The sequence below is a fragment of the Mucilaginibacter koreensis genome, assembly GCF_054783355.1.
This window is the reverse complement of sequence record NZ_BAAGQS010000001.1, coordinates 1,763,530-1,782,086: the sequence shown is the minus strand read 5'-3', so window position 1 is coordinate 1,782,086 and position 18,557 is coordinate 1,763,530. Positions and strand designations below refer to the sequence as shown.

General features: G+C 43.8%; 20 protein-coding genes. 7 read left to right on the top strand and 13 right to left on the bottom strand.

Annotated elements, in window-relative coordinates; genetic code table 11:
* Window positions 1-9 precede the first annotated feature (9 nt).
* The 7 genes from ACYVNW_RS08085 to nusB form a co-directional block, all read right to left on the bottom strand.
* Window positions 10-171 carry a DUF5522 domain-containing protein gene (locus ACYVNW_RS08085; RefSeq protein WP_460679343.1) on the bottom strand — a complete coding sequence of 54 codons (162 nt, stop codon included), beginning with the start codon at window positions 169-171 and terminating at the stop codon, window positions 10-12.
* Window positions 171-1,109 carry an MBL fold metallo-hydrolase gene (locus tag ACYVNW_RS08080; protein WP_460679342.1) on the bottom strand — a complete coding sequence of 313 codons (939 nt, stop codon included), beginning with the start codon at window positions 1,107-1,109 and terminating at the stop codon, window positions 171-173. Before ACYVNW_RS08080 ends, ACYVNW_RS08085 begins: the two co-directional genes overlap by 1 nt.
* Window positions 1,106-1,705 carry a dephospho-CoA kinase gene (gene coaE, locus ACYVNW_RS08075; RefSeq protein WP_460679341.1) on the bottom strand — a complete coding sequence of 200 codons (600 nt, stop codon included), beginning with the start codon at window positions 1,703-1,705 and terminating at the stop codon, window positions 1,106-1,108. Before coaE ends, ACYVNW_RS08080 begins: the two co-directional genes overlap by 4 nt.
* Entirely contained in the window at window positions 1,705-2,652 is a 948-nt protein-coding gene (locus ACYVNW_RS08070) for a CdaR family protein (RefSeq protein ID WP_460679340.1), read from the bottom strand. Before ACYVNW_RS08070 ends, coaE begins: the two co-directional genes overlap by 1 nt.
* Window positions 2,653-2,738: 86 nt before the next feature.
* Complete coding sequence (yajC, locus tag ACYVNW_RS08065) at window positions 2,739-3,068, bottom strand: preprotein translocase subunit YajC (protein WP_460679339.1); 330 nt, start codon at window positions 3,066-3,068, stop codon at window positions 2,739-2,741.
* An 18-nt stretch (window positions 3,069-3,086) separates the two neighbouring features.
* Complete coding sequence (locus tag ACYVNW_RS08060; protein ID WP_460679338.1) at window positions 3,087-3,521, bottom strand: DUF1573 domain-containing protein; 435 nt, start codon at window positions 3,519-3,521, stop codon at window positions 3,087-3,089.
* A gap of 9 nt (window positions 3,522-3,530) precedes the next feature.
* A complete protein-coding gene (gene nusB, locus ACYVNW_RS08055) occupies window positions 3,531-4,478 on the bottom strand; it encodes a transcription antitermination factor NusB (protein WP_460679337.1) in 948 nt (315 codons plus the stop codon).
* Between the two features lie 353 nt (window positions 4,479-4,831).
* Between nusB and ACYVNW_RS08050 the strand changes: the two genes are divergently transcribed.
* Both ACYVNW_RS08050 and ACYVNW_RS08045 read left to right on the top strand, forming a co-directional pair.
* Window positions 4,832-6,619 carry an ABC transporter ATP-binding protein gene (locus ACYVNW_RS08050; protein ID WP_460679336.1) on the top strand — a complete coding sequence of 596 codons (1,788 nt, stop codon included), beginning with the start codon at window positions 4,832-4,834 and terminating at the stop codon, window positions 6,617-6,619.
* 129 nt (window positions 6,620-6,748) lie between these two features.
* Window positions 6,749-7,081 carry a DUF3276 family protein gene (locus tag ACYVNW_RS08045; protein WP_460679335.1) on the top strand — a complete coding sequence of 111 codons (333 nt, stop codon included), beginning with the start codon at window positions 6,749-6,751 and terminating at the stop codon, window positions 7,079-7,081.
* A gap of 172 nt (window positions 7,082-7,253) precedes the next feature.
* Here the strand turns inward: ACYVNW_RS08045 and ACYVNW_RS08040 are convergent, their stop codons facing one another.
* The 3 genes from ACYVNW_RS08040 to ACYVNW_RS08030 all read right to left on the bottom strand — a co-directional run bounded on the left by ACYVNW_RS08040 (window position 7,254) and on the right by ACYVNW_RS08030 (window position 10,662).
* On the bottom strand, window positions 7,254-8,459 hold the full coding sequence (locus tag ACYVNW_RS08040; RefSeq protein WP_460679334.1) for a sialidase family protein: 1,206 nt from the start codon (window positions 8,457-8,459) through the stop codon (window positions 7,254-7,256).
* A gap of 629 nt (window positions 8,460-9,088) precedes the next feature.
* The gene (locus ACYVNW_RS08035) at window positions 9,089-9,460 is read right to left on the bottom strand and encodes a hypothetical protein (RefSeq protein WP_460679333.1); all 372 of its coding nucleotides are present in this window, start codon (window positions 9,458-9,460) and stop codon (window positions 9,089-9,091) included.
* 248 nt (window positions 9,461-9,708) lie between these two features.
* Window positions 9,709-10,662: an MBL fold metallo-hydrolase gene (locus ACYVNW_RS08030; RefSeq protein ID WP_460679332.1), complete on the bottom strand. Its 954-nt coding sequence runs from the start codon at window positions 10,660-10,662 to the stop codon at window positions 9,709-9,711.
* Window positions 10,663-10,766: 104 nt separating this feature from the next.
* Here ACYVNW_RS08030 and ACYVNW_RS08025 point away from each other — a divergent pair, with 104 nt between their 5' ends.
* The 3 genes from ACYVNW_RS08025 (at window position 10,767) to ACYVNW_RS08015 (ending at window position 13,838) form a co-directional block, all read left to right on the top strand.
* Window positions 10,767-11,069, top strand: coding sequence for a hypothetical protein (locus ACYVNW_RS08025; protein WP_460679331.1), 303 nt, complete (start codon window positions 10,767-10,769; stop codon window positions 11,067-11,069).
* 791 nt (window positions 11,070-11,860) lie between these two features.
* Window positions 11,861-12,850 (top strand): L-glyceraldehyde 3-phosphate reductase, encoded by a 990-nt coding sequence (mgrA, locus tag ACYVNW_RS08020; RefSeq protein WP_460679330.1) that lies wholly within the window; start codon window positions 11,861-11,863, stop codon window positions 12,848-12,850.
* A 10-nt stretch (window positions 12,851-12,860) separates the two neighbouring features.
* Window positions 12,861-13,838: a Gfo/Idh/MocA family protein gene (locus ACYVNW_RS08015; RefSeq protein ID WP_460679329.1), complete on the top strand. Its 978-nt coding sequence runs from the start codon at window positions 12,861-12,863 to the stop codon at window positions 13,836-13,838.
* Between the two features lie 57 nt (window positions 13,839-13,895).
* On the opposite strand, the gene ACYVNW_RS08010 is transcribed toward ACYVNW_RS08015, so the two are convergent.
* On the bottom strand, window positions 13,896-14,072 hold the full coding sequence (locus ACYVNW_RS08010; RefSeq protein WP_460679328.1) for a DUF6496 domain-containing protein: 177 nt from the start codon (window positions 14,070-14,072) through the stop codon (window positions 13,896-13,898).
* Between the two features lie 64 nt (window positions 14,073-14,136).
* Window positions 14,137-14,802, bottom strand: coding sequence for a CatB-related O-acetyltransferase (locus ACYVNW_RS08005; RefSeq protein ID WP_460679327.1), 666 nt, complete (start codon window positions 14,800-14,802; stop codon window positions 14,137-14,139).
* A gap of 268 nt (window positions 14,803-15,070) precedes the next feature.
* Here ACYVNW_RS08005 and ACYVNW_RS08000 point away from each other — a divergent pair, with 268 nt between their 5' ends.
* A complete protein-coding gene (locus tag ACYVNW_RS08000; protein ID WP_460679326.1) occupies window positions 15,071-15,946 on the top strand; it encodes a nucleoside phosphorylase in 876 nt (291 codons plus the stop codon).
* Window positions 15,947-16,011: 65 nt separating this feature from the next.
* Window positions 16,012-17,106 (top strand): AI-2E family transporter, encoded by a 1,095-nt coding sequence (locus tag ACYVNW_RS07995; protein WP_460679325.1) that lies wholly within the window; start codon window positions 16,012-16,014, stop codon window positions 17,104-17,106.
* Between the two features lie 151 nt (window positions 17,107-17,257).
* Here ACYVNW_RS07995 and ACYVNW_RS07990 read toward each other — a convergent pair whose 3' ends face one another.
* Window positions 17,258-18,556: a bifunctional folylpolyglutamate synthase/dihydrofolate synthase gene (locus tag ACYVNW_RS07990; protein ID WP_460679324.1), complete on the bottom strand. Its 1,299-nt coding sequence runs from the start codon at window positions 18,554-18,556 to the stop codon at window positions 17,258-17,260.
* Between the last annotated feature and the right edge of the window lies 1 nt (window position 18,557).

Sequence of the window (18,557 nt, the reverse complement as noted above, 5' to 3'; positions counted from 1 at the left end):
ACAAATATGTTATTTATTTTTATTTTGTTTAAGGGCTTTTGGTTTTCCGTAGTCCCAGGGGCAATGCAGGCATTTGTTTTTGCAGCAATAACCACGTTTTAAATGGTACTCACGTGTAAATACATACAAGCCATCCTCATTAATGTAATAATCAATACCTTCCTGCAGCATTAGTTCAACAGTTTTACCGTAAGCTGATCTTTAAAATGTTCTTTCAGGTGGCGGCCGTCGCCGTGCAAAGTCCATACCTGCCGGGGCTGCACCTGTGCAATAGTGGTTAAAATATCATTCCAGTCCACATGGTCGGATATGAATAGGGTATCTTGCTTGTTCACTTGCAAATTGCTCCATCCCGAAGCAAATAAACGCTTTACACCCACCGCCCTAAAGTAACTATCGAATGTAAGCGGCGGTACAATGTATACGTACTCGCCCTGTGTTTTCATTAGTTTGCGGCCATAAAGCTGGTAATTGCCCAATGTAATGCCATTGTTCTGATATAATTGATGTAACGGCAGAATACGATGATGAATCAGCACCTTTTTATGCGGCGCGTAAGTATTAATCATGGCGGTTAAGCGCTGGGCCTTGCCCAAAGCGTAAGCGCCAAGCATGATATTACTTTTTATTTCATTCAGTTTACTGATCTCTGCAACAGGGTCGGGGTGCTGTACGGAGGGATTAGCAAAAGTGCTTTCAGTAATCAGCACGTCGGCTTTTGCCCATTCTAATGGCTCGCAGGTAGGGTCGGGCTGCAATTTATAGTCGCCGGTGTAAAGGTAGCGGGTGCCCTGGTATTCCATTAAAATCTGGGCCGATCCCAACATGTGCCCGGCGGGTATAAAGGTGATGTTTACTCCATTTACGGCAAAAGCCTGGTGCCAATGCGTAATATGGAATTGCTTGCCTGCACTTTTACCATACCGTAATTGCATAAAAGCAGCAGTAGGGGCAGTGCAATACACCTGCTGGTTACCGGCAACCGCATGGTCGGCATGGGCATGTGAAACCAATGCTATTTCTACCGGCTGTTTAGGATCGATATAAAACTTACCGTAAGGGCAGTACAGGCCTGTTTCGTCGAGGCTGATAAAGTCATCTAAAATCATGCTGGTTGGGCCAGGGTTTTAAACCGCTCATGCAATTGCAATACTTGCGGAATTACCAGCCGGCTTTCATCGTTTACGATATGATAATCGGCCAGCTTCACTTTTTTCTCTTCGGGCATTTGTCGGGCATTCCGGTTTTCGGCTTCCTCAAGCGTAATCTGGTCACGTTTAATTACCCTTTGCAAACGCAGTGGTAAGGGGGCGGTTACTACTACCGAGTAATCGCACATGCGGTACGAACTGCTCTCAAACAGCAAAGCCGCTTCTTTAGCTACATAAAGTGCGTGGGGGTAACGCAGCACCCAATTGTCAAATGCCCTGAATACGGCCGGGTGTACAATGGCATTTAGTTTGGCCAGTTCAGCAGGGTTGTTAAATACAATGCCGGCTATAAATTTGCGGTTCAGGCTGCCATCAGTAAAATAAGCTTCGGGCCCAAAAGTTTCTTTTAGCGATGCTACCAGAATGGCATCAGCAGTCATTACTTTTTTAGCTTCATCATCGGCATAAAATACCGGGATATCCAGCAACTCAAACATTTTGCTCACGGTGGTTTTGCCGCTGCCTATATTACCGGTAATTCCTATCTTAAGCATTATTTAGCAATAATAAAATCCACTGTTCGGGGCTCAACGCGTACAATGCGGCAATAAGCGGGTACGCGTGTAAGTTTTACCGGCAGCACGCTGTTTTTATGGTCTGTCCACAATTGGAAGTCGGCAACAGCCTCAAAAAAATCTTCATCGGTTTCTTTATAACGGGTCAGTGCCGTAGTAAAAGTGATTTTAACTTTTTGCGGAAACAGTTTCACATTATAATAATGCGGATTGTTAATCAGCTTTACCGGTATTTCGAGCGTTTTCTCCGTAAATTCATCTACCGGAATTTGCACCTGGACTACTTTAGGGTAAACCGTAAGATTACCCTCTTTAACTGCCTGTAACCGTACTTTAGCATTTACGGTGCCGTCCACATCATTAAGGTTTAAAGAGTCGGTTTGCCAAAACTTAATGCTGTCAATCAAATTGCCCGGTCCGCTTATGGTTACATAAGCCGGCTTAATTACGGTAGCATCATAGGGTGCATACTGGTGTTCGAAACCAATGGCGCTGATGAGCTGCACCGGTACTTTTTTGATCAAACGCTTGGTAAAATCATAATATAAAGTATCCGGACTGATGGCTAATATTCTCTGTTCGCCATATTTTGGGTTGTTGATGGTGCGCAACTGGTTGCTGAGCACCAAAAAATTCTGATGTTCGAGGGTGTGTAAATCAACCGGTATGGTACGTATGCTGCTGCCTAAGCGTGCAAACAGCATTTGCCAGCCTGTGCCCTGCAGGGTAATGCTAACCGTATCAGACTGCAGTGAACGAAAAGCCCGCTTTTGGGGCGAGTTGCGGTAGGCAAGTACTCCGGTGGCCTGATAGCTGTAGTTGCTGCCCAGGCCGGTAAGCAGCCAGGCTACAGCAGCCAGCACCAGGCAGGTGGTAAACACCGTAAACCTTCTGCGCTCTGATGCTGATAGCTTGATGATGGCCATATAATGCTTTTAACAAACGGTTAAAATTAAAATGCCGTCCGGCTAATTACAAACGGAACGGCATTTTATTTAAAAAGGGTGCCCTTTTAAGCTTTAGTTACTGCAGGTGTATTCAATGCTTTTGAGGCATCTAATGAAATGGCAGCTTTATCAAATTTAATGCGAACGCCGTTATCAACTTCCACTAAAAAAGTGGTTTCGCCTACTTCATAAATTCTACCGTGGATGCCTGAACTGGTAACTACGCGGTCGCCTTTTTTCAGTTCATCCACATATTTCTTCTGGTCTTTTTGCTTTTTCACCTGAGGCCTGATCATGAAGAAGTAAAATACGATCACAATCAAAATCATGGGCAGGAAACCGGCAATACCGCTACTGCCGCCAGCAGGCTGCATTAAAAAAATAGTTGCTATCATGTACAATGTTTAAAATAATTAACTTGCGGTTACTTCACCAATCAGGTGCACCATATTTTGGGCCGGGTTGGTATTGGCGGTAATGGTAATTTGCTTATCCTGCAAACCCGATTTGCCGGCACTGTCAAACGTTACTTTAATTAAGCCGGTAGCGCCGGGCGCAATAGGCTCTTTGGGCCACTCGGGCTTGGTGCAGCCGCATGAGGCCACTGCATCCTTAATAATCAAAGGAGATTTACCCGTATTGGTGAAGCTGAACTCATAATGCACCTTGTCGCCGGTTTTAATCTTGCCGAAATCATGCGTAATGTCTTTAAATTTCATTACGGGAACGTTTACCGTATCTGTAGCTTCGGTGGCAGCAGTGCCGTTTGCAGCTGCAGTGCTTTGGCTGTTTTGGTTACAGGCAGCCAGCATGCCTGCGGCGGCCAGTATCAACAAATAGTTTTTCATATCTCGGGGTTACTCAATTAGTCCTCTGCCGGTTTTGCGTACGCGGTTAGCTGTTTTCAAATCAATCAGCAACTTATCTAAAATACCATTTATAAATGAGTTACTCTTAGGTGTGCTGAATTCTTTGGCAATTTCCAGATACTCATTAATGGTTACTTTAACCGGTACCGATGTAAAGTTAATAAATTCTGTAATAGCCATCTTCATCAGCAGCGTATCCATCATGGCAATGCGCTCAGGCTCCCAGTTTTGGGTTTTACCGTTAATCAACTCCTGGTACTCCTTATTATGCCTGATGCTTTGCTCAAATAAATCTACAATAAAGTCGCGGTCTTCGGCCCAGTTGGCGGTTACCTCGGCCAGCTTGTTCTCGTTCGGGTTATCGTTCGAGAAATTTTTGAACGTTTTGGCAATCAGTGCCTGTAAAACTTCTTTATCTACCGGCCAGAAGATAAATTTATCCTCAAACACCTGCTCTGCCAGTGATGATTTTAAAATTACCTTTTTAAAGATGAACTTGATAATATCTTTATCCGAATGCAGGGAATCATCAGTTTTGGCTAAATAAGCTTTATACTCATCTGCATTTTTCAGGATGGTGAACAGTGATTTGGCCAGCTCGGGGTCAAAATCCCAGGAAATTTTATACTTTTTGAGGGCAGCCAGGTAATCCTTGTTCTGCTCCAGTGAAGTTAAAAAACGGTTGGTGGTAATTTTAAGGTTGGGTGCCAGGTCATCGGCCGTAGGCAGATATTTGTTGGCCCGCTCCTCGGCATCGCGCTCGGAGTAATGCGCAACCTCATCTATCAGCGACAGCATCCAGATATACATCTCGTATACTTTGTCAATGCTGGTGAGCAGGTTTTTTTCGTGCTGCTTAATGTCTTTGTCATCAGACTGGTGATAGGCATACAGGGCCTGTAATACTTTTACTCGAAGGTGCCTTCTATTTAACATGTATAAGAACGGTTTGTAGATGTTGTACTCAATGCTTTAACTCTAAATTTAACAGCGTAGTATTTGGCTAACGTGTTCAACCCGAATTTTATCACTACAAGTACTTTTAGACCTTTAAAGTTTGTAAAAAAGTAAAATACCGTCCGGTTGAATTACAGCCTGCCTACAGGCCCGTTAAATTTTGTGCAAAAGTACGATTTTTTTGCTGATAGTTTGTAGTGATTAGTTGATAGATGATGGTTCATAGTTGATAGTTCATAGATAGAAAAAGTAAAAAGGTAAAACATCATCAGCCGATGTCAGCTTTCCTCATGAACAACTAACCAAGCAATTCTCTACCTTTGCTTTCAGGAATGAAACATTTAGCCTATTTAAACAAGTTCTTTTATAAATACCGCTGGCGGCTGATACCGGGAATCATCTTCGTTATCATCTCCAACATCTTCAGCGTACTACCGGCACAGGTGATTCGTATTGCTTTTGATTTAGTGGTAGAAAATATACGCCTGTACCGCCTTTTCAACGGCTTTGAACGGCAGCAGGTAATTTACCAGATATTTGGTTCAAGTTTACTGCTGTTTGGTGTACTGGTTTTGGCGCTGTCGCTGATGCGTGGCTTATTTCTGTTTTTTATGCGGCAAACCATCATTTTGATGTCAAGGCATATTGAATATGATTTAAAGAACGAAATTTACCATCACTACCAGCAACTCTCACTGGCTTTTTATCGACGCCACAACACCGGCGATTTGATGAACCGAGCTACTGAAGATGTAAGCCGTGTGCGTATGTACCTGGGGCCGGCCATTATGTATGCCATTAATACCATTGTGTTGTTTTTACTGGTGGTATTTGCCATGGTGGGGGTAAACGTGCGGCTTACCGTATTTTCCTTATTGCCTTTGCCTATTTTGGTGGTGAGTATTTACTATGTGAACAATATCATCAATTTTCGCAGCGAGCGCATACAGGAACGGTTGTCATCGCTCTCCAGCTTTGTGCAGGAAAATATTTCAGGGATCAGGGTGGTGAAATCTTACGTACGCGAAGGTTTTATCAATCAAAAGTTTGAGGCTGAGAGCGAAAATTATAAAACCCATTCTATGGAACTGGTACGGGTACAGGCGCTGTTTTACCCCATGATGCTGCTCCTGATTGGCTTGAGCATTATTCTAACCATTTATATTGGCGGCATTGAGGTAATGAAGGGCAACATTACTTCGGGCAATATTGCCGAATTTATTGTGTACTTAAACCAGTTAACCTTTCCGGTATTGTCTTTGGGTTGGGTAACCTCGTTAATTCAACGTGCTGCCGCTTCGCAAAAACGTATTAATGAGTTTTTAAATGAGCAGCCGGATATCGTTTCGCCTAACGACAAGCCGCTGCACGTAAAAGGGCAGATAACTTTTGACAGGGTTGATTTCACCTACCCCGATACTGGTATACAGGCGCTCAAGTCGGTATCGTTTTCGGTGCAGCCGGGGCAAATGCTGGCAGTTATTGGCCGTACAGGTTCGGGTAAATCAACCATTGCCAACCTGCTGATGCGTATGTATGATGCCACAGGCGGACAGGTGCGCATTGACGGGCAGCCGGTTAACCAGTTGAACCTGAACAGTTATCGCTCGCAACTGGGCTTTGTGCCACAAGAGGTGTTTTTGTTTTCTGATACCATTGCCAACAATATTGCCTTTAGCGCCGATGTGCTGGATATGCCTAAGGTGGAGCAGGCCGCCCGTGATGCCGCCGTTCACCAGAATATTGCAGAGTTTGAAAACGGTTTTAAAACCATGATTGGCGAACGGGGGATTACCCTATCGGGTGGACAAAAGCAGCGGGTATCTATCGCCAGGGCTATTATTAAAGAGCCGCAAATTTTGATTTTTGACGACTGTCTTTCGGCGGTAGATACGCGCACCGAAGAGGAGATATTAAATAATCTGGGCCGTATTATGCAGGGTAAAACCAGTATTATTATTGCCCATCGTATTTCTACGATAAAAAATGCCGATCATATACTGGTAATGGACGAAGGGCGTATTGCAGAGCAGGGAAATCATGATACTTTGATGGAAATGAAGGGCTTGTATTTTGATTTATACGAAAAGCAGTTGCTGGAAGAGCAAGAAAGTGCGTAAGTAAAAGGCATGTATACAAAAGACGGAGAAAAATGTTTAAATGTTAATAAATATTATTACGTAAACCCTTGTTCGATAAATATTTTTGATATATTTATGCCAATCAAACTAATACAACACTTTTAAGCAATGGGAGATTTTGAAAGCAGAGAACGTGATGAAGTATTTTCAAAAAAAGTAAGAGCCGGTAAAAGAACTTATTTCTTTGATGTAAAGGCTACGCGCTCAAATGATTACTACATCACAATTACCGAAAGTAAAAAACGCCTGGAAGACGGATCTTTCGTTAAGCATAAGATATTTTTGTATAAGGAGGATTTTGAAAAGTTTGCCGAAGGTTTAAAAGACACGGTTGACTACATCAAATCGCATCAGGATGTAACCGAAAAGCGCTACGAATTCAGTGAAATAGCTGAGAGTGCACGGATTACAGTAGATGAAGATTTTTCATTCGACATTTAGCCTACTTACCTTATACACACAACAAAGAAAGCCGATTTGCAAGAAACCGGCTTTTTTTATGCTTTAACATTTAGCAATATTCTGGTGTTTTGAAGCTGACCTGGGTTAGTCTGCAAAAACTTAGTCGGAGCAGCCTGTATCATAGGCTTCCCTCCAGTCATGCGCTCAATCCTTATTTATCCGGCCAGATGTGTCCTTCCTTCAGCCAAATCTCACTATGCTTATCCGCAAAGTTGCGGGTGCTCACAGCGAAGATGGTGCTGTCATTCTTTAAAAATAATGAATTAAAATAAGCGCCTTCAGTTACCGGCAGATGAGGCCAGGGATAAGTAACGTTGGTGAAGTTTTTGGCCATGCTGTTACCGGTCATCACCAGCATGGTGTTCTTTTTCCAGTTGGTATAGCGGTTAATTTTACGGCCCCCGGTATCTTGTACCGATACCAAAGTTTGGCCTGTGGATAACTGAATAATATATGGGGCACCCGCCCAAAGCTTCCCGGCAGCGCCAAACCAGCGCCGGCCATTGGCCTCAAAGGGCAGGGTGTTGTAATCCCATTTTTTGTTTAATGACGACCACAGCATATACGGCGATTTTTTGCTATGCACCGATTCAATAGCCACCACAATGCCTTTGTTGTGTTGTAATACCAGCGGTACCGGCATACCATCGCGGCCGCCTTTCATAAAAGCGATCTCTTTACCCTTGCTCCAATTTTGCCCGTTATTTTTTGAGGTCATCAATGTAACCCGTTGTTCGGGTCGGCCCCATGATTTGCGCGAACTTGATAGCTCTGTAGAAAAAAACAATTCAATCTCACCATCGGGTAGTTGCACTAAACCCGGCTCCCAGGAACGGCCTACACTTACCACAGCCGGCGGCCCAAAGCTTTCACCTTTATTTTTACTGATGCGTACCTGTATGTTGTTATGCGTACTGTCATCGGGCTTGCCGCGGCCAGTGTAAGCCACTAAAAGCCAGCCGTTCTTCAGTACCAGTAAATCGGGTGTGGAAAAGCCATAATATTGTGGGTTATCATCTTTGGCAACCGTAACAGGGGCTTGCCAGTTGTTGCCGTTGTCGTTGCTTTTGCGCAGTACAATATTATCCCATTCGTTACCCGGGCCGCCGCAGTGGTAGATCAGCAGCAGCGTATCGCCATGTAAGCGCCTGATGCGGCCATACTCGGCAAAGTATACATCGTGCGAAATTTTCCTGCCTGTTTTATCCCATGTAATTTTTAGGCGCGGAGTTGTAGTATCTACTGGTGGAATGCTATCGTTAGCGGTGATCTGCTGCTGCGTTTCACGCGCAGGTTTGTTCCTGCAGCCGAAACCAAACAGGCATAGCAAAATTAATATGTAAAGGTTGAGTTTCATTTTTTCCTGTTAGGGCGTATTTTATAAACCCTGCAATAAGGAAAATGTTAAGTGGGATGTATTAAATTGTAAATATGTAATGCATCAGAAGCTTATAAATTGGCTATGAATTAAGCAGTTCCCGCAAGTGTCCAAATTATGAATTTATTCAAATGCTTGGTAACCCATAGGTTGGACGCTTGCGAGAACGCAGGGCGGGTCAATTGAGATGATATATTGGTGGACCTGCGTTATGAGTAGAAAAGCTAATTGTATTTTACTACGCCATGCACGTAGTCTATATCTTCGGCCATGATGTAAAATTCTTGCCTCTCATTCGAATTTATTTTAAAAATACTGTTTCCTATAGTTACACCATATTTAATGTTTAATTGTCTTTCTTTTTCAATGTCATCCATTAAATGAATAAATGGCCGCCGCATATCTATTGAAAAATAGGAGTTACATACAATAGTAAACACCTGTTTAAAATATATCTCAATATTATGCATACGTTTATAATCTTCACTTCCAGCCAAGATTAAAGTTTCCGATCTGTATATCCATCTATACATATAGAAATCCAGATGTGAATATGAACTGATTATGCTATTTAATAGCTGGATTTTATCTTTCATCTTATACGGATACTACTCATAATATTTGACCAACTGATTGGAATAATCAATGTCCTTTGCCACTATATAAAAATATTCATCATCTTCAGATATCATTTGAAAGATAGTATGACCTTTCTCGATTAAAAATTTTTGAACCAGGTATCCTCCCACTTCCGTGTCAAGTTCGGTTATTTCAAGAAACTGCCTTTGGGTATCTATTTTAAACCAATTGTTAATTTCCATTGCATAAACATTCTTGAAATGAATCTCTAAGTTATGATAATAGCAGAAGTCTTCACTTGCGGCTAAGATTAAATGGTCTTTCTCATATTTATAGATGTAAATATCCATCCATGGAGATGAATTAATGATTTCGTTGATTTCTTTAATCTTATTTTTCATTTTGCATTAAAAGCATATAGTTGATCATTACGCACTTGATACGAAAGTAATTTACTATTATTTGATGCTCATATTAACGAACGACAGCGCAGTAATTCCAAGCCGGAGAAATACTATAAATTAAGCTTTTGCTTTTATTAATAGGTTAAAATTATGAAATTGTTACTTTAAGCAGCAACGAAGCACCTGTATTTTGACTATTAAGCCTCATGTTCTTCGCTGCAGTTAAAATGAGGTTTTGAACAACGTTATAAATCTATCGCTTTCCCCTGTTCCGGAAATATCAGATTCAACTGCAACGTATTCTCCGCCTGCAACTGCTTTCTCAACTGTGCAATCCGCTCTTCGGGTGGCTTTACGTGGGTAATGATTACTTTAAAACCTTTCAGGCTGCCGGTACCGGCGAAGCTTTCGAGTTGTTTGAGTTCCTGCATCAGCCAGCGTGGCGTGAGGTGACCGAACAGGCTTTTATCCGGCTGCTCATCCGGGAAAGATACCTCAATCATTAACGCCTTCAGGCTTTTGTTTTTCACCAGGGGCGCAATAGCCTGCCATAGGTGCTGTAGGTTTTGGCTTTTTTCCACTTCATCTGGGCCCGTGTCACCCAGGTATAGCAAGTAGCTCCCTTTGCTGTTGAGCAAAAAGGCTGTACTGGTAAGGTTAGCATGGCTTAAAGGGTAGGCAGTAACCTGCATCCCGGTTCCGGCAACGGGTATACTTGCTTGCGGTTGCAATACCTGGTAAGTGTACTTTTTCAGCTGCGGCGCTTCGCCTTCATTGGCAAAATTACTCCAGCTTTTGTTGGTAAAATAATGCGTTTTAAAGGTGTTGATGCAATCTTCAAAAGCATAAATAGTTTTGGCGCTGTCATCAGGCGAATTAATAATCAGGCCTGATAAATGATCTAAGTGCGAATGAGAAATCAAGTAGCCTTTTATGTATTGTCGCAGCACTTGTGTAACCGGCACGTTAAAAGTGTGCTGTTTTACCGCCTGAAGTATGCCATAGTGTAAAGTGCCTGCATCTAAACAAACGTAATTGCGGGTACCTGCCTCAGCCACCATATAGGCAGAAAGATTGCTTTCATCAATACCGCCCTTTACACCCAACGGCACAATTTGAAATGCAGGCCGGGGCTGGGCCTGAGCTGCCATGCAGCATAGCAACACTACGGTAAATAGCAAGCTGATTTTCTTAAGCATTATATCAGTTTTAAATACTGGCTACGAATATAATTAAGCCCGTTGGTATTCGGCTTCAAATACATTAGGATAGCCGCCCCCGGCTGCTTATTTTTACTGCCGGTATGAAGTTAAGTCAAATTGCAGCAAAAACACTGGTACGCCTGTTTTTAATTTTAGTGTTAATTGCGCTGGTGCCTTTCATCACCGGTAAAGCCGGCAACCTGGAGCACCTGTATATTAATACTAGTAGTAAGTTGGCTTTGGTACTGCCCGTACTGCTCATTATCAGTTTTATTACACTGCTTGTTATTTGTACCCGCAACCGCTACCGCCATGCCGATTTGAATTGGGTACTGATAATTAATGTTTTAGTGCTAATGGCCTATGGTGTGATGGTGTTTGTAAAAATCAGGGAGTTGAGTTAGTGCTGCTACCTACTTTGTTAAGCTTGTGCTTTATTTTTGGCAGTTTACTTTTTGCTTGATCAAAAAGTAACAAAAAATCAAGTACAGCCCCGTAAGGCTTTTTTGCCGCACGGGGCCTGCCCAGCAAAGCCGGTCAGCACCACAGGCTGTTTAGTGTTTGCGTATGAACAGGCTGTGCTTTGTTGGGTGTTGGTGCAAACACTAAAAGGCCTCTTGCCAGCGCACCACCCAACGAGTACTGCCCGCCTTTCGCCCAAAGCTGAGGGGCTGACAAGGGAAGAATAGAGTCAAGAGCAAAGAGCCAAGAATCAAGAAACAACAGATACCACCCCCATCACCAAAACATCATTGCGAGGAACGAAGCAATCTCTATACGCTTGAAGGGGTTAAATGCAGAGAGATTGCTTCGTTCCTCGCAATGACGTGGGGGATAACAAAATGCCACATCCCATCCTGTTCATTCTTAAATTCTGTCAATCCTATTATAGGCAACTATAACCACAGAACCTCCAATATTCTCACCATGTGGCCTTGGCTTTTTCGGCTGCCACCACAGTTGCCTTCCCACTGCACACCTCAAAGAAAAAGACGCAGCCACGAGTTTTCTTTTTGGTTCTTTTTCTTTTGCGGAAAAAGAAAAAGAACATCCACTGGCTTTCATAACTGACAACCCTGTCCTCATGAAACACAAAACGAAAAGCTAAATCCCATCCGGCAATAATTCAAAATCAAACCCTCCTCATCAAGTCAAAAACATTACCTTAGCTCAATACCTAAAATAAAAAACAACCATGCATTATTTACCTTCAGCTAACCGCTATAATGATATGCTGTACCGCAGGTGCGGTCGCAGCGGCATTTTGTTGCCGGCTGTATCTCTGGGCCTGTGGCATAACTTCGGCAGTGTAGATGTAGAAGAAAACTTCCGGAAAATATTACACCTGGCTTTTGACAGTGGTATTACTCATTTTGATTTAGCCAACAACTACGGCCCGGAGCCGGGCTCGGCCGAAGAAAACTTTGGCAAACTGCTGCACCAGGATTTTAAAGGTTACCGCGATGAGCTGATTATTTCCAGTAAGGCAGGTTACCGCATGTGGCCCGGCCCGTATGGCGAGTGGGGAAGCAAAAAGTACCTGGTTTCCAGTCTCGACCAAAGCCTGAAGCGCATGAAATTGGATTACGTGGATATTTTCTACAGTCACCGCCCCGACCCGGATACGCCGTTGGAGGAAACCATGATGGCGCTGGATCTGATTGTTCGGCAAGGTAAAGCCCTGTATGTTGGTATTTCTAACTACCAGGCCGAAGAAGCAGCGCAAGCCATTAAAATATTAAAAGAACTGGGTACGCCTTGCTTAATCCATCAGCCCAAATATTCTATGTTTGAGCGCTGGGTGGAAGGTGGTTTAATGGATGTACTGGAAGAAAACGGCGTAGGTTGTATTCCGTTCTCGCCACTGGCACAAGGCCTGCTCACCAATAAGTATTTAAAAGGTATTCCCGAAGATTCCCGTGCGGCCAAATTAAGCGGACACCTGCAAACCAATGAGGTAACAGATGAACGCATCAGCCAGGTAAAACAACTGAACGCAATAGCACAGCAACGCGAACAAACGCTTGCCCAAATGGCGCTGTCCTGGTTGTTGAAAGATGAGCGTGTAACTTCTGTACTGGTAGGTGCCAGCAGTGCCGCACAGCTGGCCGATTCATTGAAATGTCTGGATAATATCCAGTTTTCGGCAGAAGAGCTTTCACAGATTGAAGGTATACTCAAGTAATTAACTACTTATGGCAACCATCAACTGGGGAATTATAGGCTGTGGCGATGTAACGGAAAAGAAGAGCGGTCCGGCATTTAATAAAGTGCCCAACAGTCGCCTTAAAGCTGTAATGCGCCGCGATGCTGCCAAAGCCGAAGATTATGCACAGCGGCATGGGGTAGGCGAATGGTACGCGGATGCTAATGAGATGATGGCGCAGGCCGGTATCGAGGCGGTGTATATTGCCACTCCACCTGCCAATCATATGCCTTATGCTATAGATGCCCTGCAGCGCGGCCTGCATGTTTACGTGGAAAAACCCGTTACGCTGAATGCCGATGAAGCAAGGCAGATTGCCGAAGCGGCGAAGAGCAGCAGCACCAAGCTTTCGGTAGCACATTACCGCCGGGCGCTGCCTATGTTTTTGCTGGTGAAGAAGTTGCTGGACGAACAGGTCATCGGTGATGTACGCACGGTACAAATACGGATGTGGCAGAGCCCTAAGCCTGCACTGGTGGCCGATGTGGCTACCAACTGGCGGGTACAGCCCGAACTAAGCGGTGGCGGCTACTTTCATGACCTGGCACCGCACCAACTGGATTTAATGTTGTTTTACTTCGGTAAGCCGAAGGCCTATCAGGGCTTTTCGCTCAATCAATCCGGCCTGTACCCGGCAGATGACCAGGTGTGCGGACATATTTTATTTGAAAACCAGGTAACCGTAAATGGCTCCTGGTGTTTTAACGTGGCCGAAAGCGACGTAATCGATGAGTGTGTGGTGGTAGGGAGTAAGGGGAGCATCACCTTTCCGTTTTTTGGAAACCAAGTAAGCTGGAAAGCAGGCACTGAGAATCATAGTACTACCTTCGAGCATCCGCAGCATATTGAACAGCCAATGATTCAGCAAGTAGTGGCCTGGTTTAACGGTGAGCAGGAAAATCCCTGCAGTATTGAGGAAGCCATCACTTTAATGGAAATTATGGATGCGTTTACGGGTAAAAACTGATGCATCATTTGAATAGCAATAACAACAAAGCCGCTTTAAAAAGCGGCTTTGTTGTTATTAATCTTTCTTCTTTGGCACTTTAGCGCCTTCTTTACGGGCTTCGGACAGGCCGATGGCAATGGCTTGTTTGGGATTGGTTACCTTTTTGCCGTTACTGGTTTTTAATTTGCCTTCCTTCATTTCGTGCATTTCCTCGTGCACTTTCTCTTGTGCTTTTGCTGAATACTTTGCCATGGTAATTTTAGTTTGTGTTATAAATCATATAACAACTCAAATGGTAACCTGTTCCGAATTTTAGTTATAATGAAGAATTGCGGTTATTAGCAACGGCTTCGAGGGCATCAACATCGGCGCTGTTAATTAATTTAAGGTGAGCCGTTATTGTTGGTGCATCCCAGTTCCACCAGGCAATTTTGAGCAGCCGCTGAACTACATCATCTTCAAATCGTTTACGAATTATGCGTGCAGGGTTGCCACCAACAATGGCATAATCGGGTACATCTTTAGTAACTACAGCTTTGCTGGCTATAATGGCGCCGTTTCCAACTTTTACACCCGGCATAAGGGTGGCACCATAACCCAGCCATACATCATTACCAATCACTGTATCGCCTTTGTTCGGAAATTTGGAAGTCATATCTACATCCTCATTCACTTTCTCCCAACCTTTACCGAAGATACCGAAGGGAAAGGTAGAAACAGGGGCAATTTCATGGTTGGCACCGTTCATGATAAACTTTACATCTGATGCAATGCTGCAAAATCGCCCGATAATGAGCCTATCGTCTAAAAAATCAAAAAAATACAGAATGTTGCGTTCAAAATTGGATGGGTCTTCTAAATCATCATAATAAGTATAATCGCCAATTTCTATTTTGGGGTGGTTAATGAAGTTCTTTAAAAATACCAGTTTATGGTAATGGGGCAAAGGATATTTTTCGTTTGGATCAGGTCCGTTAAGCATACATGATAGTTTATAAATGAAAAGGATAACCGGAGTGAACACTCCGGAAGTACAACACATTAACGACCTGCCACCAGTTAAACTGTAGCGCCAGATAAAATGAGTAAAACCAGCAGGTCGGTTATATTACCATTGGAGTATTAGGGCTTAAAGGACTGTACAAAAGTAAAGGCTTTGATAGTAAATTACAATACCGCAGCATGAATATACTATGGACGCCTGAAAACAGAATTGATTAGCTTTGTTAACCTTTAACATTACATACATCATGAATTTCATCTCTGAAACTGACCTTATCTTAAATGCCGATGGCAGTGCCTACCACATCAACCTGTTTCCGCACGAGGTGGCAGATACAGTAATTACCGTGGGCGACCAGGACCGGGTAGCCGAGGTGAGTAAATATTTTGATAAAATTGAATTTAAAAAGGGCAAACGCGAGTTTGTGACCCATACCGGCCGCATTGGCAGCAAACGTATTACAGTTATCTCAACCGGTATTGGTACTGATAATATTGATATTGTATTGAATGAACTGGATGCACTGGTGAATGTGGATTTAAAAAGTCGTACTGTAAATGAAAACTTGCGGAAATTGGATATTATCCGTATCGGTACTTCCGGCGCTGTACAGGCCGATATACCGGTGGATAGCCTGATGGTATCTGCCTCAGCTATAGGTTTGGATGCACTGATGCATTACTACCAACAGCATTTATCTGTTGAAGACCAACACTTACTGGAGGCCTTTAAAAACCAGTTGCCTGCTGAGATAAACATCTCCCCATACTTTGCAAATGCCGATGCCGGCCTGCTCACTCAACTGGCTGCTGATTTAGAACAAGGTATAACCATCACCGCTCCCGGCTTTTATGCTCCTCAGGGCCGGCAGGTGCGTGCCACTAATGCCTGGCCGCAGCTGATGCAAACCATTCAGAAATTTGCACATCATGACAGGCGAATTACCAATCTGGAAATGGAAACGGCGGGTATATACGGATTGGCAGCCGCGCTGGGGCACCGGGCTATTTCTTTCAATATTATTTTGGCTAATCGCGCCAATCATATCTTCAGCCAGCAACCGGTGGCAGTAATGGACCGGTACATAAGGCAGATACTGGAGCGCCTGACAACTAATCAGTAAGGTAAAAACATATTATAGGGTATGGTGTTAAGTGCTAATATTCGCCCATCAGCAATTTCAATAGTATGATTATTAAAAGTGTACCCTTACCGTTTTATGCAAAACTGGCTTTAGTGCTTTTAGGTGTTATTGCCTTAGGTTTCCTGATTATTGAAGGAAAAGAATTTTTAGACCCTTTGATGTTTGGGTTCCTGTTTTCAATTTTGCTATTACCTCTGGGGAACTTTTTTGAGCGTAAATTAAAAATGCCACGCAGTTTAGCGTCGTTTTTAGCCATACTGCTAATGGTATCCTTCATTGGCGGCATCTTCTATCTGGTGGGTTCACAAATCAGTAACCTGGCGGATGACTGGCCGCAGTTACAGCAGCAAATTACCGATTCATCTAACGATGTGCAGAACTGGATACGCGACACCTTCCATGTAACCAAACACAGCCAAAATACTTATGTAAAAAGCGCTACGGCCAAAGTAATGGCCTCGGGGACAGCTGTGGTGGGCACCACCTTTGGCGCGGTATCGGGCCTGGCACTGTTCTTCGTTTTTATCTTGATTTTTACTTTCCTGATCATGATTTACCGACGCCTGCTGTTCCGCTTTGTGCTGGCAGTTTGCACCGAAGATTATGAATATATAGTGCACGATATTATGGAAAACATCCAAAGAATACTTCGTCAGTATATTTTGGGTTTGTTAATTGAAATGGTAATAGTTTCGGGTATTGCCTGCCTGGCTTTCTGGATTATTGGTATCAAGTACGCTGCATTGCTGGGTATCATTACCGGTATATTTAACATCATCCCATACATTGGTATTTTTACTGCCTTGTTGCTAAGTACCCTCATTACTTTTGCCACCGGTGCGCTCACCAAAGCTCTAATTGTAGCTGCGGTAATGATTGGTATACACGCCATTGATGCCAACGTGGTGCTGCCGATGGTGGTAGGCTCAAAGGTGCGCCTTAATGCCCTGATTACCTTTTTGGGCATCGTATTGGGCGAGGCCATATGGGGTTTATCAGGCATGTTTCTGTCTATACCTACCATTGCCATCCTGAAAATCATTTTCGACCGCATACAAGATTTGAAGCCTTGGGGCTATCTGCTCGGCGGCGATTATGAATACAATGCCGAGGCAAAAGAGGAAATGAAAACGGAGTAGATTTGCCGTCTTATACTATAACTTTTATCATTGCGAGCGATAGCGTGGCAACCGCTTGCTATACAGAGGCGCAGATGCTTCCGTGCGGTTGCCACGCTATCGCTCGCAATGACAAGATTTTGTTTGCAGATATCACCATATCATAAACAATTTACACCACCTCAGCCACGGTGAAGGTACTGCCACCTACAAACACCAAATCACCATCGCCGGCCTGTTGCTGTGCTGCAGCTAATGCGGCTTGCACAGATGGATAAGCATCGCCTTTTAAGCCAAATGTTGCTGCTTGTTCCTGTAAGTTATGGGCATCCAGGCCACGGGGCAAATCAGGTTTGCAAAAGTAATAGGTAGCCTGCTGCGGAAGCAGTGCCAGTACCTTGCTCAAATCTTTATCATTCACCATGCCAATAACCATGTGCAGCTGGCGGTAAGTAACCGATTGAATATTTTTTACCACTTCGGCAATGCCTTCAGGATTATGCCCGGTATCGCAAATGGTGAGGGGCCCGGTACTTAACGTTTGCCAGCGGCCCGCCAATCCGGTTAAATGCTGTACCTGGCGCAGCGCGGTTTGCAAATGTTCATCAGTAATTACAAAGCCTTGCTTACGCAATTCTTCAACGGCAGCTAATACCGTTTTAATATTTTTAAGCTGATAGGAGCCGGTTAAGTCCAGCAGCAGGTTAAGAGGAGACAATGAGTTGTTTCCACCGGTGGAATGCGACACCGCAATGCCAACTAAGCCATTTTCATTTTTAGATTGCTTTACAACCCACTGCTCCGAAGCAAACGTTAGTGGTACTTTCACCTCCTTGGCTTTGTGTTCAAATACTGGTGCCACTTCTGGTTGATATTCACCTATGATTACAGGAACATCAGGTTTGATGATACCTGCTTTTTCGCCTGCAATTTCGGATAGCGTATTGCCTAGCAGGTTCATATGGTCCCAGCCGATGTTGGTGATAATTGATAGCAGGGGGGTAATCACGTTAGTAGAATCAAGCCGGCCGCCTAAACCCACCTCTATTACAGCAATATCTACCTGTTCTTTAGCAAAAAAATCAAACGCCAGGGCTACCGTCATTTCGAAAAAAGAGGGTTGTATTTGCTCAAAATCAGTTTGATGCCGGGCTACAAAATCAATTACCTGCTGTTCGGTAATCATCTGCCCGTTAATGCGGATGCGTTCGCGAAAATCCCGCAAGTGAGGGGAGGTGTACAGACCTGTTTTATAACCAGCGGTTTGCAGTATGGCCGCCAGCATATGCGAGGTGGAACCTTTGCCGTTGGTGCCACCTACATGCACACTTTTGAATTTGTATTGCGGGTTATCCAGCCGCTCACATAAGGCCAGCGTATTGGTTAAATCCTTTTTAAACGCCGAACTGCCCACGCGTGTAAACATGGGCAGTTGGGTATATAAATAGTCGAGTGTTTCAGTGTAATTCATG

Coding starts and splice junctions, on each gene's coding strand:
- nusB (WP_460679337.1), bottom strand. CDS start 4,478: ATGTTAAATAGAAGGCACCTTCGAGTAAAAGTATTACAGGCCCTGTAT.
- coaE (WP_460679341.1), bottom strand. CDS start 1,705: ATGCTTAAGATAGGAATTACCGGTAATATAGGCAGCGGCAAAACCACC.
- ACYVNW_RS08070 (WP_460679340.1), bottom strand. CDS start 2,652: ATGGCCATCATCAAGCTATCAGCATCAGAGCGCAGAAGGTTTACGGTG.
- ACYVNW_RS08015 (WP_460679329.1), top strand. CDS start 12,861: ATGGCAACCATCAACTGGGGAATTATAGGCTGTGGCGATGTAACGGAA.
- ACYVNW_RS08080 (WP_460679342.1), bottom strand. CDS start 1,109: ATGATTTTAGATGACTTTATCAGCCTCGACGAAACAGGCCTGTACTGC.
- ACYVNW_RS08005 (WP_460679327.1), bottom strand. CDS start 14,802: ATGCTTAACGGACCTGATCCAAACGAAAAATATCCTTTGCCCCATTAC.
- ACYVNW_RS08040 (WP_460679334.1), bottom strand. CDS start 8,459: ATGAAACTCAACCTTTACATATTAATTTTGCTATGCCTGTTTGGTTTC.
- ACYVNW_RS08000 (WP_460679326.1), top strand. CDS start 15,071: ATGAATTTCATCTCTGAAACTGACCTTATCTTAAATGCCGATGGCAGT.
- ACYVNW_RS08060 (WP_460679338.1), bottom strand. CDS start 3,521: ATGAAAAACTATTTGTTGATACTGGCCGCCGCAGGCATGCTGGCTGCC.
- ACYVNW_RS08050 (WP_460679336.1), top strand. CDS start 4,832: ATGAAACATTTAGCCTATTTAAACAAGTTCTTTTATAAATACCGCTGG.
- ACYVNW_RS08030 (WP_460679332.1), bottom strand. CDS start 10,662: ATGCTTAAGAAAATCAGCTTGCTATTTACCGTAGTGTTGCTATGCTGC.
- mgrA (WP_460679330.1), top strand. CDS start 11,861: ATGCATTATTTACCTTCAGCTAACCGCTATAATGATATGCTGTACCGC.
- ACYVNW_RS08035 (WP_460679333.1), bottom strand. CDS start 9,460: ATGAAAAATAAGATTAAAGAAATCAACGAAATCATTAATTCATCTCCA.
- yajC (WP_460679339.1), bottom strand. CDS start 3,068: ATGATAGCAACTATTTTTTTAATGCAGCCTGCTGGCGGCAGTAGCGGT.
- ACYVNW_RS08025 (WP_460679331.1), top strand. CDS start 10,767: ATGAAGTTAAGTCAAATTGCAGCAAAAACACTGGTACGCCTGTTTTTA.
- ACYVNW_RS07995 (WP_460679325.1), top strand. CDS start 16,012: ATGATTATTAAAAGTGTACCCTTACCGTTTTATGCAAAACTGGCTTTA.
- ACYVNW_RS07990 (WP_460679324.1), bottom strand. CDS start 18,556: ATGAATTACACTGAAACACTCGACTATTTATATACCCAACTGCCCATG.
- ACYVNW_RS08045 (WP_460679335.1), top strand. CDS start 6,749: ATGGGAGATTTTGAAAGCAGAGAACGTGATGAAGTATTTTCAAAAAAA.
- ACYVNW_RS08010 (WP_460679328.1), bottom strand. CDS start 14,072: ATGGCAAAGTATTCAGCAAAAGCACAAGAGAAAGTGCACGAGGAAATG.
- ACYVNW_RS08085 (WP_460679343.1), bottom strand. CDS start 171: ATGCTGCAGGAAGGTATTGATTATTACATTAATGAGGATGGCTTGTAT.